The 15621-nt window shown below is 41.4% G+C and carries 14 protein-coding genes and 1 pseudogene; 8 read left to right on the plus strand and 7 right to left on the minus strand.

Annotation, left to right across the window (positions count from 1 at the left end; genetic code table 11):
- Positions 1-4: 4 nt before the first annotated feature.
- The gene (locus tag NSU16_RS07570; protein WP_029441230.1) at positions 5-781 is read right to left on the minus strand and encodes a CAP domain-containing protein; all 777 of its coding nucleotides are present in this window, start codon (positions 779-781) and stop codon (positions 5-7) included.
- Between the two features lie 338 nt (positions 782-1119).
- Here NSU16_RS07570 and NSU16_RS07575 point away from each other — a divergent pair, with 338 nt between their 5' ends.
- Together NSU16_RS07575 and kinA are read left to right on the plus strand one after the other, a co-directional pair.
- Positions 1120-3240, plus strand: a complete 2121-nt coding sequence (locus NSU16_RS07575; RefSeq protein WP_339192461.1) for a penicillin-binding protein 2 — start codon at positions 1120-1122, stop codon at positions 3238-3240.
- Positions 3241-3402: 162 nt separating this feature from the next.
- Positions 3403-5223: a sporulation histidine kinase KinA gene (gene kinA / locus NSU16_RS07580; protein ID WP_168747635.1), complete on the plus strand. Its 1821-nt coding sequence runs from the start codon at positions 3403-3405 to the stop codon at positions 5221-5223.
- Between the two features lie 23 nt (positions 5224-5246).
- On the opposite strand, the gene NSU16_RS07585 is transcribed toward kinA, so the two are convergent.
- Together NSU16_RS07585 and NSU16_RS07590 are read right to left on the minus strand one after the other, a co-directional pair.
- Positions 5247-6416 (minus strand): aminotransferase A, encoded by a 1170-nt coding sequence (locus NSU16_RS07585; RefSeq protein WP_010334041.1) that lies wholly within the window; start codon positions 6414-6416, stop codon positions 5247-5249.
- Between the two features lie 201 nt (positions 6417-6617).
- A complete protein-coding gene (locus NSU16_RS07590; protein ID WP_339192462.1) occupies positions 6618-6779 on the minus strand; it encodes a hypothetical protein in 162 nt (53 codons plus the stop codon).
- Positions 6780-6986: 207 nt separating this feature from the next.
- Between NSU16_RS07590 and cheV the strand changes: the two genes are divergently transcribed.
- Entirely contained in the window at positions 6987-7898 is a 912-nt protein-coding gene (gene cheV / locus NSU16_RS07595) for a chemotaxis protein CheV (RefSeq protein WP_168747638.1), read from the plus strand.
- A 252-nt stretch (positions 7899-8150) separates the two neighbouring features.
- Here the strand turns inward: cheV and NSU16_RS07600 are convergent, their stop codons facing one another.
- From NSU16_RS07600 to NSU16_RS07615, 4 genes are all read right to left on the minus strand, one after another.
- Positions 8151-8615: a YkyB family protein gene (locus NSU16_RS07600; RefSeq protein WP_168747640.1), complete on the minus strand. Its 465-nt coding sequence runs from the start codon at positions 8613-8615 to the stop codon at positions 8151-8153.
- A gap of 124 nt (positions 8616-8739) precedes the next feature.
- Positions 8740-10032, minus strand: coding sequence for an MFS transporter (locus tag NSU16_RS07605; protein ID WP_168747642.1), 1293 nt, complete (start codon positions 10030-10032; stop codon positions 8740-8742).
- Positions 10033-10107: 75 nt separating this feature from the next.
- Complete coding sequence (locus NSU16_RS07610) at positions 10108-10602, minus strand: L,D-transpeptidase family protein (RefSeq protein ID WP_268505757.1); 495 nt, start codon at positions 10600-10602, stop codon at positions 10108-10110.
- A gap of 57 nt (positions 10603-10659) precedes the next feature.
- Positions 10660-11520, minus strand: coding sequence for a metallophosphoesterase (locus tag NSU16_RS07615; RefSeq protein ID WP_339181245.1), 861 nt, complete (start codon positions 11518-11520; stop codon positions 10660-10662).
- A gap of 144 nt (positions 11521-11664) precedes the next feature.
- On the opposite strand from NSU16_RS07615, the gene fadH reads away from it, so the two are divergent.
- From fadH to NSU16_RS07640, 5 genes and pseudogenes are all read left to right on the plus strand, one after another.
- A complete protein-coding gene (gene fadH, locus NSU16_RS07620) occupies positions 11665-12429 on the plus strand; it encodes a 2,4-dienoyl-CoA reductase (RefSeq protein ID WP_326330634.1) in 765 nt (254 codons plus the stop codon).
- Positions 12430-12492: 63 nt separating this feature from the next.
- The gene (locus NSU16_RS07625; RefSeq protein ID WP_010334051.1) at positions 12493-13719 is read left to right on the plus strand and encodes an EAL-associated domain-containing protein; all 1227 of its coding nucleotides are present in this window, start codon (positions 12493-12495) and stop codon (positions 13717-13719) included.
- A gap of 247 nt (positions 13720-13966) precedes the next feature.
- Positions 13967-14443: pseudogene (locus NSU16_RS07630) on the plus strand (manganese catalase family protein); the annotation flags it as partial.
- 267 nt (positions 14444-14710) lie between these two features.
- A complete protein-coding gene (locus NSU16_RS07635; RefSeq protein ID WP_010334055.1) occupies positions 14711-14950 on the plus strand; it encodes a DUF1797 family protein in 240 nt (79 codons plus the stop codon).
- Between the two features lie 109 nt (positions 14951-15059).
- Entirely contained in the window at positions 15060-15578 is a 519-nt protein-coding gene (locus tag NSU16_RS07640; RefSeq protein WP_010334056.1) for a ribonuclease H-like YkuK family protein, read from the plus strand.
- Positions 15579-15621: the final 43 nt, after the last annotated feature.

Below are 15621 nucleotides of genomic sequence, written 5' to 3' on the forward strand. Positions count from 1 at the left end.
TTTATTATTTTCCGATGAATTGCTGTGTCCAGTAGCTGCCTGATTCAACATAACCCACACCGATGTGTGTAAAGTTAGGGTTAAGAATGTTTTTTCTGTGGCCCTCACTGTTCATCCAAGCTTTTACTACTTCTTCAGGTGTTTTTTGTCCTTTAGCAATGTTTTCACCAGCTGTTTTGTAGCTGATTCCGAAAGATTTCATCATATCAAACGGTGAGCCGTAAGTTGGGCTTTGGTGATCAAAATAGTTTTTGTCTTTCATATCCTGTGATTTTGCACGTGCAGATTTGCTTAATGTTTCATCAATTTGGAGCGGTTTTAAACCTTGTTTTTGTCTTTCTGCATTTGTCAGCTCAACAACTTTTTTCTCATATGCACTTACAGATGAAGGTGCAGCTGTTGTTGTATTATTGCTGGTTTTTTCAGCAGTAGCCGGTGCTTTAGCAGCAGTGCTTTGATCAGCGGCTTTTTCAGGAGCCTTTTGAGCTGGCTTTACAGCTTCCGGTTTTTGAACATCCTGAATCTTCATGTTGGATTGTTTCGCATGCTTTTGAAGAAGCTGCTCAAGCTCTTTTTCATTCGCCGCGTTTAGTGTTTTTATATTTGTTTTAATATGTAGCTTTTTCACTACATCCTTAAGTGTAAGGTTTTGCACTGTGTTCCCCGTTTTGACCGTTACCACAGGCTGGCAGGAGAGTTCTTTCGCTGATGCTTGCTGTACGCCTCCGAATGTGAATAATCCAACCGCAGCGGCAGCAGATAAAATAAATGCTTTTTTCATTAGTTCGTAACCTCCTAGAGTTGTTTGTTTTCTACAAAAAAATCATAACATAGCTTTTTTGTCATAAAGAATCCATCACTTTCCTTTGACAAATGATGATTGTCATTTTTGTAATCAAAACGCGCTGAACCGCTGATGACAAGCGAGTCATGCGTATGTAGTGACTTTATCTCACAGTTACATAGCTTCCTATTTTTTGAATCGTTAGTTATATTTTAATGTATTTCATTATTGACAACTTTTTTTATCCCTTTTCGCTGTAACAACTATTACAAAGGTGTTACAATTAAAAACAGTATATGTAAATATATTGAATGATTTGAGAGGGGTAACCAGAAGTGACTGAAATAGGACGTGAACCAAAGAAAAAGCGAAAAGGAAGCAGAGCAATCAGAATGAATCTGTATTTCCTAGCGGTCTTTGTTCTATTTACTGCATTAATCTTTAAGCTTGGCGTTGTTCAAATTGTCGAAGGCGAACAGCATGAAGAAAACGCTGAGAAAGCTAATGCGAAAACAGCGTATTATCCAGCGCCTCGGGGGAAGATGTATGACAGAAACGAGAAAGTGGCTGTTGATAACCAGAGCGTGCCGGAAATTGTGTATGTCTCAACATCAAGCACAAAAACAGAGGACAAAATCAAAACAGCTAAACGGCTTGCCGCTTTGATCGATATTGATACCGAATTTTTAAAGGATAGAGATTTACGTGATTACTGGCTCGCTTCTCATCCGAAAAAAGCCGCCCGCCTGTTAAAGGAATCTGAAAGCAATCTGAAGGGGACACAGGCTTACAAGCTTCAAGTGGAACGCGTCCCGGCTAAAGAATTGAAGGCCATTCAGCGGGATGACGAAGCTATGCAAACCGCGGCCATATACACAAGATTTTCAAGCGGGAATGCGTATGAACCTCAGATTGTAAAAGCGATGGACCCAAATAACAGCAATGGCAACGGCAAGAATGGATCATTGCTTGATGAAAAGAAAAACTCCTCGCAAAGACCGAAAAATGATTTAACATATGATGAAATTTCTATTGTGTCTGAGCATTTAGAAGAGCTGCCGGGGATAGATGTCGTAAACGATTGGACACGAAAATACCCTTATGACAAAACACTTTATTCCGTTTTTGGAGGTGTCACAACACCTGATCAAGGGCTGCTCAGCGACCGGAAAGACTTTTATGTTACGAGAGGTTATGCGAGCAATGACAGAGTCGGCAAAAGTTATTTGGAGTATCAATATGAGGACTATTTAAATTCTCATAAAGAAAAAGTGGAATACGTGGAAGACAATAAAGGAAATGTCGTCAGCCAGAAAACAATCGACAAAGGCAGCAGGGGCTATGATCTTCGGCTTTCTTTTGACATGGAGCTTCAGGCAAAGGTAGAAAAGATTGTTGAAGAAGAAGTGAGAAATAGCCGCGCGCGCGGAAACTATATGCTTGACCGGGCCTTTGTTGTGATGATGGATCCGAATAACGGCGATATTTTGTCGATGGCAGGAAAAAAGATAGATTTAGAAACAAATAAGATTCAAGATTATGCGATCGGTGCTTTTACAACCCAATATGAAATGGGATCAGCAGTAAAGGGTGCAACCGTTCTCGCCGGCTATCAAGATGGTATCCCGCATTATAAATATTTCGTTGATACACCTCTGTATTTTGCAGGAAATAATAGGCCTAAGAAATCCTATATGAACATGGGAACCATCAATGAATTAACGGCTTTGCAAAAAAGTTCAAACGTATATATGTTTAATGTTGCTATGCATATAGCTGGGGTAACGTATAAGCCGCATGGACCGCTTCCTGCTGATCAGAAGGATCTGCTCAAAATGAGAAATTACTACAGCCAGTTTGGCCTTGGAGTCAAGACTGGTGTTGACCTGCCGCAGGAATCTGCAGGAATGCAAACGACACCTGATGCCGTAGGGGGACTAATTTTAGACTTGGCCATCGGTCAATATGATACATATACACCGCTTCAGATGGCACAGTACATTTCGGCAATCGCAAATGGCGGATACCGCATACAGCCTAGAATCGTCACAAGTATCCATAAACCCAGCAGTAAAGAGGAGCTTGGAAAAACAATTGAGCAAAGAAAGCCTAACATCCTGAATAAAATCAATAATACGGAAAGTGATATTCAGCAAGTAAAAACTGGAATGAAATTAGTTACAACTTCGGGGACCGCTAAAAATACTTTTACAGAAGACGTGTCTGGAAAAACGGGAACAGCTGAAACATTTTACTATGGCACAAATCAAAATTGGTGGGGAAAAAGGACATACAATCTAACATTTGTCGGCTATTACCCATCGAAAAATCCAAAAGTTGCATTTAGTGTGGTTGTACCTTCAGTAGCAAACGATCACGATCCGATCAATAAGTTAATCGCCAAAAGAGCCATACACGCTTACGCAGAGCTCGAAAAGAAAAATAGCGAAAAATAAAAAACAGGGTGCACATCTGACAGATTGTGTGCCCTTTCTTTTCCTCAAAAATTAGAGATCACTATAAGAATAGAAGGAGAATACTCATTTTCTAGCGAATCATACTAGGTAAAAGTCAATCTGTAAATGTCGAACATGATGATCATGCAAAGGAGGGATTCTGTGGAACAGGATACGCAGTATGTTAAGCCATTTCAAACGAAAACCGATATTCATGCAGTCTTGGCTTCTAATGGACGCATCATTTATATATCAGCCAACTCCAAACTGTATCTGGGTTATCTCCAGGGAGAAATGATCGGATCATTCCTCAAGACATTTCTGCATGAGGAAGACCAATTTTTAGTTGAAAGCTATTTTTATAATGAACATCATCTGATGCCGTGTACCTTTCGTTTCATTAAAAAAGATCATACGATTGTATGGGTGGAGGCTGCAGTAGAAATTGTGACGACGAGAGCTGAGCGGACGGAACGGGAAATCATTTTGAAAATGAAGATTCTCGAAGAAGAGTCCGGGCATCAGCCTCTTACCTGCGAAAAACATGAAATTGAGCCTGCGAACCCGGAATCAACTACATATATAACGGATGATTATGAGCGGCTAGTTGAAAATCTTCCAAGCCCGCTATGCATCAGTGTCAGCGGCAAAATCGTCTATGTGAACAGCGCAATGCTTTCCATGCTGGGAGCAAAAAGCAAGGATGCTGTTATTGGCAAATGGTCCTATGAATTTATTGAGGAAGAGTATCATGATATCGTGAAAAACAGAATTATACGAATGCAAAAAGGAATGGAAGTCGGAATGATTGAACAGACGTGGAAAAGGCTTGATGGCACACCTGTTCATTTAGAAGTGAAAGCGTCCCCGACCGTCTACAAAAACCAGCAGGCTGAACTGCTTCTGCTAATCGATATCTCTTCAAGGAAAAAATTCCAAACCATCCTGCAAAAAAGCCGTGAACGATATCAGCTGCTGATTCAAAATTCAATCGATACTATTGCTGTGATTCATAATGGGAAATGGGTGTTTATGAATGAGTCGGGAATTTCGCTGTTTGAAGCGGCTACCTATGAGGATTTAATCGGCAAAAATATATACGATCAGCTTCACCCTTGCGATCATGAGGATGTGAAAGAGAGAATCCAAAACATTGCCGAGCAAAAAACAGAATCGGAAATCGTTAAGCAATCATGGTTTACCTTTCAGAACAGGGTCATCTACACGGAGATGGTCTGCATTCCGACGACCTTTTTCGGTGAAGCAGCTGTCCAAGTCATTCTGCGTGATATTTCTGAGAGAAAACAAACAGAGGAACTTATGCTTAAATCAGAAAAGTTATCTATCGCAGGACAGCTCGCAGCGGGTATCGCGCATGAGATCCGCAATCCGCTGACAGCGATCAAAGGATTTTTACAGCTGATGAAACCGACGATGGAAGGAAATGAACATTATTTTGACATTGTATTCTCTGAGCTCAGCCGAATTGAATTAATACTCAGTGAACTGCTGATGCTGGCGAAACCCCAGCAGAATGCGGTTAAAAAGCATTTGAACTTGAAAAAACTAATTGGTGAAGTCTCGGCGCTGCTGGAAACTCAGGCGAATTTGAACGGGATTTTCATCAGAACTCGTTATGAGAAAGACAGCATTTATATAAATGGGGACCAAAATCAGCTAAAGCAGGTATTCATTAATTTAATAAAAAATGCCGTAGAATCCATGCCTGACGGAGGCACTGTAGACATTATCGTAACAGAGGATGAGCATTCTGTTCATGTTACCGTCAAGGACGAAGGGGAGGGTATACCTGAAAAGGTGCTCAACCGTATTGGAGAACCATTTTTAACGACAAAAGAAAAGGGAACTGGACTTGGGCTGATGGTAACATTCAATATCATTGAGAATCATCAAGGCGTTATCCATGTAGACAGTCAGCCGGATAAAGGCACAGCGTTTAAGATCTCATTTCCAAAAAAATAAAACAACGGCTTAAACGCCGTTGTTTATATCGTCTGCATCGATTCCCTTTTCTTTAGTACAAATAATTCTAAACGATCTAATCCTTCTCTTAATGTGTCCAGCGAGTATGCAAAAGACAGCCTTACATATCCTTCACCAAACGCTGAGAACGAGCTGCCGGGCACAAGCGCCACACCAGCATCCTCCAAAAGAGCCATACTAAAGTCAAACGAAGACATTCCAAAGGATTTAATAGAAGGAAAAATATAAAATGCGCCAGACGGTTTTACGACATCAAGCCCCATAGACACGAGGCGGTCATACACATAATCGAGCCGTTTTTTGTACTGCTCTCTCATGATCAGGGCGTCGTCAAATCCGTTAGTCACAGCTTCAAGCGCTGCCTTTTGAGAAATAGAGGACGCACATGACACATTGTATTGATGAACCTTTAAAATGTGTTTTGCAATTTCTTTAGGAGCGAATAAAAATCCGATTCTCCATCCCGTCATGCTGTGGGATTTTGACAAGCCGTTAATAACAATCGTTTGATCCCGCAAATGTGTTGCGATCGAATGGTGCGGTCTGTCATATGTTAATTCGCTGTATATTTCGTCTGACAATACGAAGACATTTCTGCCTTTTAATAGAGCCGCAATGCTTTTCAGCTCTTCTTCAGATAACGTGACACCGGTAGGGTTTGACGGATAAGGAAGCACGACACACTTGGTATTCGGAGTCAGAGCTTCTTCAATCAGCCGGGCTGTGAGCTTAAAACCGTGGGACGTCGTGTCAACAATGACAGGTTTAGCACCGCACAAATTGATAATAGGTTCATAACCCGGGTATATCGGACCGGGCATAATGACTTCATCGCCGGGAGACAAAATGGTGCGGAATGCTGCATCAATGGCTTGGCTTGCTCCTGTTGTGATCATTATTTCACTTTCAGCTTCATAGTTGAAATCCGCTTTTTTCTTCATATAAAGCTGAACAGCTTGTCTCAATTCCAGGTAACCGGCATTTGGAGTGTATGATGTAACGTTGTCATCAATGGCTTTTTTTGCGGCAGCTTTTACGTGATGCGGCGTGAAAAAATCAGGCTGGCCGATCGTAAGTGAAATGACATTTTCGTGTTGAGATACAAGATTTGCGAATTTGCGTATTCCTGAAATTTCAATCTCTCTGGCTTTCGGATTCAGCAAATGTTCCATAATTCATCACCTTAATATATATAATGAGTTTATCCTATTTTACCACTAGCTGGCCATTTGTCACCTTTTTAACCGATACATTTCGATTGTATGCGCCTATTTTCTAAACATACCTTCCTTCTCAGAAAAAAAGAAGACAACCAGCGATTTGATTGTCTTTATTGTATCATGTTCTATTATTGTTTATATGTGCCAATTTCATCAATAACCATAGTCAAAATGAAGGTCTTCGTGCCAAATCATGTACGGGGGATGCTCTTGTTGAAGATCAGTAGATTCTTTCTTCATATGAAGATAAGTCTCTTCACTGATATCCTCTAAAACAGTCATTTCATCTTCTTTAAATATTACTAAAGTACCCATTATTTACACCCTTCTTTGGAAAAATCCTTGACTATTTTATCACTGTCAGTCGGAATGTCAATGGACATTAGGAAAAAAGTTTCTTTTTTTGAGATTGTCAGCATAACTATGGCCAGAATAGGATTTTGAAGAGCCTCACCATTCATTTTTTATAATTTGCGCCGATATATACAGTACAATACTGAATGCGAATAGCGAGGGATTGAATTGTCGTTACAACAATACGAAATTTTATTGGATTCTGGTACAAATGAATTAGAAATTGTGAAGTTTGGCGTTGGTGGCAATGCTTTCGGCATTAACGTCATGAAAGTGAGAGAGATTATTCAGCCTGTCGAGGTCACATCAGTGCCTCACTCCCACCAGCATGTAGAAGGAATGATTAAACTAAGAGGAGAAATTCTCCCAGTCATCAGCTTGTTTTCCTTTTTTGGGGTTGAGCCTGAGGGATCAAAAGACGAGAAGTATATCGTAACTGAATTTAACCAGCGAAAAATTGTTTTCCATGTCGGATCTGTTTCTCAAATTCACAGGGTTTCCTGGGAAGCGATTGAAAAGCCGACTTCCTTAAATCAAGGAATGGAGCGACACCTCACAGGGATTATCAAACTGGAAGACATGATGATCTTTTTGCCTGATTATGAAAAAATCATCTATGATATCGAATCAGACTCAGGTGTTGATACGTATAATATGCATACCGAGGGCTTCGATGAAAGAAGAGCTGATAAAAAACTTATCATTGTGGAGGATTCACCGCTTCTGATGCGCCTCTTAAAGGATGAATTAACAGAAGCCGGATACAACAATATTACAGCGTTTGAGAATGGAAAAGACGCATATGACTATATCATGAACCTTGCTGAAAGCGGCAATGATTTAACAGAACAGATCGATATGATCATCAGTGACATTGAAATGCCGAAAATGGACGGGCACAGGCTGACAAAGCTGCTTAAAGACAATCCGAAGAGTTCTGATGTGCCGATTATGATTTTCTCATCATTAATTACAGATGATTTGCGTCACCGGGGAGAAGTGGTCGGTGCCGATGAGCAAATCAGCAAGCCGGAAATCGGCGATCTGATTAAAAAAGTAGATACGTATGTGATCGATTAATAAAAAGACGGATGCCATAAGTGGGTACTGACCCCATAAGATGAGACAAATAAAAAACACCTTCAAGTTTGAAAACGGATTGTTGTTGTCCGAAATAAGACTGGAGGTGTTTTTTGTATGGGAACAAGCCGTATTCAAACGAAACTAAACAGCCAATCACCGATAAGCTATCGGCAATTGGCTGGATAAAAGGTGTTTTGATCCCTGTCTCAAAAACGGGGGTCAGTCCCCCAGTGGCAGCGGCTTTTTTTATTAAAAATAACTCTCGCCGAGTTTCTTAAAGACAGGCTTATGATATGCAGGCTGCTGGCGATTCGCCACAAGCGGTTTTTCTTTCATGCCGACGTATTGTTGCAATAGGTGTTTTGCTTTTGTTAAAGACATTTGAGCTTTAGGATTTCGGTACGACTGATTAAGTGTACCTAAATGCGGAAGATGTTCGAAGTCTTCTTTAGTTGGAGGCATGTGAAAATAGTAGTCTCCGATTGAGATAAGCACGTCCGATTGCTGCTGGCTGAACCTTGGATTTTTTGAAAAATGAAGCCCTATTTTCTTTCCTTTACCTTCTTTGACAAGCTTTTGCAAAGCCCGTTTTTTCAGCAGATATAGGTATTTAGGGTTGGGGGCGGTTTTTGCATGGCGGTTCACAGTGTAAACTGCTTTTGAAAGATTATCTACGGTTGGCTGCAGATCTTTCGAGTATGCATGGTCGTCCATTATTTCTCTCCTTTGCTCTAATCAAATTCTTTATGATTAGATTATACTTTTTTAAGGTTGAAATGCAAATATTGAATGCAAAAATGCGCTTTTTCTGAGGAAAAAAGCGCATTTTTAACTTATATTATACAGATTTTGCTTTCTTTTTCGGCTGAGCCTGAAATGTTTCCTGTACATTCACTTCCACAGCCTGCGCACTGTATTTTGGCAGTGCCACAAAATAGAAAATGAAAACAGCCAGGATGAAAACGCCCATGCCGTAATACAGATAATCAATGTTTGATACGAACTTAGGGAATAACAGCGCCACTAAGCCAAGTGTCAAAGACTGCGCAAACATCATAAAAGGATCTTGCCAGCCGCTTACACGTCCCATCAGCTTCGGATGGACAATCTTAGGCATCCATCCTCCGATGGCGATGTTTACCGGACCGATGCACATCCCCAGTACAAAAGTAGTCGCGTAGTACACCCATAAAACTTTGGTGTAGCCAAGGACAAAAATCAGCAAGCCTGCAATTAAAATCGGCACCGACATTAAAAAGTGAGGCTTCACTTTTCTAGAGATTAACGTGCCAATCACACTTCCTGCCAAAAGCCCAAACCCGATCGCGATCGTAAATACGGATGTATGCCACTCATAACGGTCGGGGGCCAGTCCATACTTCATTGTAAACATCGGCAATACAGCAAATCCTCCGTTCACAAAACCAAAAACAAAGAAACCGAAAATCAGAGAGGCCAGCAGCTTGTTTTTTAAAATGTAGACAATGCCTTCCTTAAAATCGTTTATCGAATCCTTTAAGGAAGCTTGTCTCCAGTTAAATGTACCGTTCGGCTGTCTGGCTTCTTTCGGAATCCGGCAGGTACGGATCAGCAGGCCGGAAATAATAAAGCTGATAAAATCAAGAATAATCGCTCCATGAATTCCGATTGTGTTATACATAAAAGCACCGATTCCAACCCCAAATACCATAAAGATACTAAAAAGCATCTGATTAAGCCCGGCCGCTTTCGCATAATGCTCCTTCGGCAGGATGGCTTGTACTAAACTGTTTTCTGCAGGAAAGAAAAACTTGGTTACAGCGCTTCTGATAAACAAAATACAGAAAACAAGAGGAATATTGCCGGTAAATAAAGTGAAAAAAAGAACGACAGTCAGGGCGGCTCTGATCCAATCACAGTTTTCCGCGACTTTTTTTCTGTCAAACCGGTCCGCCACAACTCCCACAAGTAAAAACACAAATACTGTAGGAAGGGAATACATCAGTTCAGCCAAGGTTGTGTACGAAGGCTGGCTGCTGAAACGGTCCAGCAAGAAAAAAGCAAATGCCATGTTGCCTACTGTCGTGCCCATTTGAGAAGCGAGTGCTGCGAAAAATAGACGAACAAAATTACGATTTTTAAATATATCCATAAAAACGCTCCTTACCCTAAAGGTCCCACTTTATCATATTATAAACCGCCTGTTTTTGAAACAAATAAGAAAACATTACCGGTTAATCATGACTCTTGTTCCGTTTGGCACAATGGAAGCGAGTTCTAGAACATCTTTGTTATGCAGGCGGATACAGCCTTTAGACACAGCCTTGCCAATCGAAGCGGGATTATTCGTGCCGTGTATTCCATAGTGCTGCCTTGAAAGGCTCAGCCAATAAGCGCCAAATGGGCCGCCGGGATTGCGTTGGCGGTTAATAATATAGAACTCGCCAGTCGGTGTTTGTGTCAGTATTTTACCGACGGCGATCGGATATGTTTTTATTACCCGGTTATTTTGGTACAAAGTAAGGGTTTTAGCCCCAATTGAGACTGCAATATGATAGGGGATCGTATTCGGGTCCGGGAGACCGGGGATGACAATGCGCTGTCCGGCGATAACTCCTGATTGCAGCGAAGGGTTGGCCTGAGTTAAAGCAGCGGTGCTGATTCTGAAATCGGCCGCGATGCTGGTGAGTGTATCGCCTTGTTTAATCTGGTACGTGAGCAGTTTCCTCATCCTCCCTTTTTTATTTATAAGTATTGATGAGAAACCCATTCTGCTACATTAATTTGTGCTTTTTAATGTAAAGACTGTGATCTCAGGTTTAGCCAGAAATCGCAAAGGCAGTCTCGTCATCCCAAGGCCCCGGTTCACATAAATATGAGTGTCATCTGTTTGATACATTCCTTCGGTATAGACTTTTCCGTACGGAGGCGTAATAAGCGGTCCGTAGAAGGGCAGCTGAATCTGCCCGCCGTGTGTGTGTCCGGATAGCTGCAGATTGACAGGATATGTTTTTGTATTCAAGGCGGCATCAGGCTCATGGACGAGCAGGATGGAAAAAAGCTTCTCGCTTAGTTTTGATAGGGTGCCTTCATAATCGGGTTTCCCGAGCATTAAATCATCGAGCGCAGCAATCTCAATTTCGCTGCCGTCTGTGAGCGTCAATTTTTGATAGGCGTTGCGGAACACCGTAAAACCTCCTGAAGTCATCAGGCTTTTATAAGCATCGGTTCCATAGCCGCCGTGATCATGATTGCCGTAAACACAAAACTTGCCAAAGGGTGCCTGCAGCTTTCTCAAGAAAGGAATCACTGCCTGATAATTGTGATACGTATCAGGGTTATCGATAATATCACCGGTAAAAACAATTAAATCAGGCTTAGATTCATTGATTGTCAGAATGACAGTTTTGAAGTCATCCAGCGTAAAATAATCGCTTAAATGTGTATCACTGAACTGCACAATTTTAAAACCGTCAAATCCATGGGGAATGAGAGAGTTTTTAATCGTGTGTTTAGTAGTCTCAATCATATGCGGTTCCAGATAGCGGGCATAGCCATATCCGCCGCCAGCCGTTAAAACCCCGGCCGCAAAAACGCCGAACGTTCCTTTTAAAAATTGTCTTCTGGACATCTTTTTCATTTCAAACCAACCTTTAATAGAGTTTTTCTATTATATCACCTGTACCTTTAAAAAATCTCATCTCAGCATGTGCTGACAGAAGATGGTGTATGATGATAGAATAATATTGAATGAATGATCATTCATAATAGGAGGGATCATACAATGGAAAAAAAGGTTGTTATTATTACCGGCGGGTCAAGCGGCATGGGAAAAGCAATGGCAAAGAGACAGGCCGAATTGGGCTGGAACGTCATGATAACAGGGCGGAACCAGGAAGCGCTTGAAGAAACAAAAAAAGAAATTGAAACCTTTGAGGGCCAAGTTGTCTGCTTTCAAATGGATGTCCGTTCTGATTCTTCTGCAGCACAAATGGTTGCGGAAGCGCTAAATGGGTTTGGGCGTCTTGATGCACTTATTAATAATGCGGCCGGCAATTTTATTTGTCCGGCGGAAAAGCTCACGCCCAATGGATGGAAAGCGGTAATTGAAATTGTATTAAATGGTACATTTTTTTGCAGTCAGGCCGCAGCCAGGCACTGGATTGAGCATCAGCAGAAGGGTGTTATTTTAAATATGGCCGCCACTTATGCGTGGGGAGCGGGTGCGGGGGTTGCTCATTCCGCTGCGGCAAAAGCTGGCGTATTATCGCTCACTAGAACTCTTGCCGTAGAGTGGGGCAGTCAATACGGAATCCGTTCCAATGCGATTGCACCCGGTCCAATTGAACGAACAGGCGGTGCAGAGAAGCTTTTTGAATCAGAAAAAGCGATGTCCCGAACGATAAACAGTGTGCCGCTCGGCCGGCTTGGCACACCCGAGGAAATTGCCGCTTTGGCAGCGTTTATGCTTTCTGATGAAGCTTCCTATATGAATGGAGAATGTGTCACTCTGGATGGGGGGCAATGGCTGAATCCCTATCCGTTTTAAAGCATATTAATCTTTGGATTCAATGTGGTATAATTAGACAAAGATAGAGAAGCAGGTGATAACATGTTGGATCCACTTGATATTTTAACGAACATTGATGATGTCCACCCATATTACCAGGCGATTTTCAGTGCCGAGGAGCAGAAAATCGTCGGGTATGAGGTGCTGGGACGTATATTGGCAGATTCAGAAATTCAAAGTCTCGGACCCTTTTTTTTAGATGCGGGGATACCCGAAGAATATAAATTAGAGGTTGATAACAGAATTATCCGCCAGGCTCTTGACCGCTTTTTAGAAGCGGATTCTGATCTGCTGATTTTTATGAATCAGGATGCCAATCTTTTAATGCTTGATCACGGCGAAAGCTTTCTTGAGCTTCTGAAAGAGTATGAAGCGAGAGGGATCGAACTTCATCGTTTCGTGCTTGAAATTACGGAGCACAATTTTGAAGGGGATATTGAGCAGCTTTACCATATGCTTGCCTACTATCGTACATACGGAATTAAAATTGCAGTTGATAATATCGGAAAAGAAAGCAGCAATCTGGACCGAATTGCGCTGCTTTCACCAGATTTGTTAAAAATTGATCTACAGGCGCTGAAAATATCGCAGCCATCTCCGTCTTATGAGCATGTGCTGTACAGCATTTCATTATTAGCAAGAAAAATCGGTGCGGCGCTGCTTTACGAAGATATTGAGGCGAATTTTCAGCTTCAATATGCATGGAGAAACGGAGGCCGCTATTTTCAGGGCTTTTATTTGGTGTCCCCGTCAGAATCGTTTTTAGAGAGAGATGTATTGAAGCGAAGACTTAAGACTGAATTTCACCAATTTATCACACATGAGAAAAAGAAACTAGAAACCGTCTATGAGCACTCTGAACAGTTTTACAAACGGGTGCATCAGGCTGTTACATCATTGCGAAAATATAACCAGTCTCCGGATGATGACGACTTTATTAAAAAGCTGGCGGAAGAGCTGACGGATTGCAGTTTTAGAATTTATATTTGTGATGAAGAAGGCGATCAGCTGACTGGAAATGTTTTTAAACAAGACGGAGAATGGATTTACCAGCCGGAGTATACGGAGAAGAACTGGAGCTGGCGTCCTTATTTTTTAGAGAATATTATGAGAATGAGAAACCTCAGAAAAGGATTTTTCAGTGATTTGTACAGCGATTTGGAAACAGGTGAAATGATTAGAACGTTTTCGTATCCGATGGATGATCATATGTATTTATTTATAGACCTGCCGTATTCTTATTTATATGAGCAGGATGGTTTGATTTAAACGGCTGAAGAGCCGTTTTTTTTTAGGAATTGAAAAAAAATCAAAAAAACGATTGACATTGATACTGAGAATCATTATCATTTAATTATAGAGAGAAGCTACTCTCTGTTCCCCAACCCCTCTATCAGATCAAGATCCGAAAAGCTTGGCGCTACCCCCGCCAAGTTTTTTATTTGTCAACGAATAAGACAAACCATAAAACAATAAACCTTATTAGTGGTAAACAACGCCTCTAGGAGGATAAAACTTGTTCAAAAGGAGCAACAGACTGCGCATTGACCTTTCAACCCCAGAACATCCTGACCCAAATGCTCTAGACGCGGTTCAAGAGCTGTTAGGCGGCAAATTTGGTTGTCCACTCACAATCATTACATGTTCCAATCCTGTAACTTTCGCTGCAAGAAAAAATTAAAACCGTTTTACGACGATCTCGTATCAAGCATTACGGCTGAAGGATTATGTCTTTAATGCTGACAGGTTCGGCATTTAAAGGTGATCCCGATGTTTTACACCGATGAGAGATGCAAAAAATAAACGCAATTTCCAGTATCTTATTGAAACGGCTCAAACGTATCCGTTTGATCGATGGGGAAGTCTGGACTGGTGAAAATGGGTTTAACAGCGGAAACCTGGTGCTGAATTTGCTCATGTGCGGCGGCGTTCACATCAAGCGCTTGAGGTTGCGACTGGCGGAAGTATCGGCAAAATGCATCCAATCCCGAATCCCGTTATTCAAAAGAAGATTTTGACAAAATTGCAAAAAGGCTGTTGGATTCTGCCGGAATATCAAAAAAACTATAATTGTGTGTATGACATTCCAAAAAAAGCCTCAAACTACGTAAAAATAGTTTTTTCACTTTTTTTCTTTTCTTAAATTCAGCAGGGAAAATGCCATCCTGTCCGACTTTATGGTATGATGCTCAATAGAACTTGTATTATAATAAATACTTGTTGATTTGAAGTTGTTTTTTGAAAGGAGTCTTTTTTTAGAATGTCACAATTAATGGGTATCATCACACGGCTGCAAAGTCTGCAAGAAACGGCGGAAGCGGCTAGCGAGCCAATGCAGCGCTACTTCGAAGTAAATGGTGAAAAAATATGCAGTGTTAAATATTTCGAAAAAAATCAAACGTTCGAACTGACGGTTTTCCAAAAAGGTGAAAAGCCGAACACATATCCGTTTGATAATATCGACATGGTTTCAATCGAAATCTTTGAACTTCTGCAGTAAGACTCTTGATATAGGGGAAACAAGCTTTCGCTTTGCAGCATGTAATCGAAATAAACGGTAAGGAGCATACTTGTTTCATGGTTGTAAATCCTTGAAAAGGAGTGTCGTCATGGCCGATTCTTTTCTGTTTTATAATCTTTCAGAAGCACAGATGACCTTTCAAGATGTGATGGAGCGGCTTAAAGCCTTTATCCGAAAGGACCCCCGTTCTTCATATGTGTTATCGATCGGAACCGATTCTCAGGTTTATCGTGATTACACAAAGTTTATTACTGCATTACATTTGCATCGTACAGGCAAGGGAGCTTGGGGCTGCTTGAAAAACCACGCAGTCGACAGACCCATACATAGCCTTCGTGAAAAGATTTCGTTAGAAACGGCGTACAGTCAAGAAACAGCCGCCTATATTCTGGATGGACACTTGATGGATATTACCGATCTGCTCCTGCCTTTTACAGGTGAAGGGGCGGATCTTACATTTGAGGTTCACTTGGATATTGGGAAAAAAGGGCTTACAAAAGAACTGATTCAAGAAATGACAGGGCGTATTACTTCAATGGGGATTGAGGCTAAAATCAAACCGGATTCATACACAGCCTTCAGCTATGCAAATCGTTTCACAAAATAATTCCGGCTCGCAAGCCGAGGGAAATGTCGAATTATGCGGTTGA

Origin of the sequence: Bacillus sp. FSL K6-1003 (assembly GCF_037964945.1) — a bacterium.
Classification (GTDB): domain Bacteria; phylum Bacillota; class Bacilli; order Bacillales; family Bacillaceae; genus Bacillus; species Bacillus mojavensis.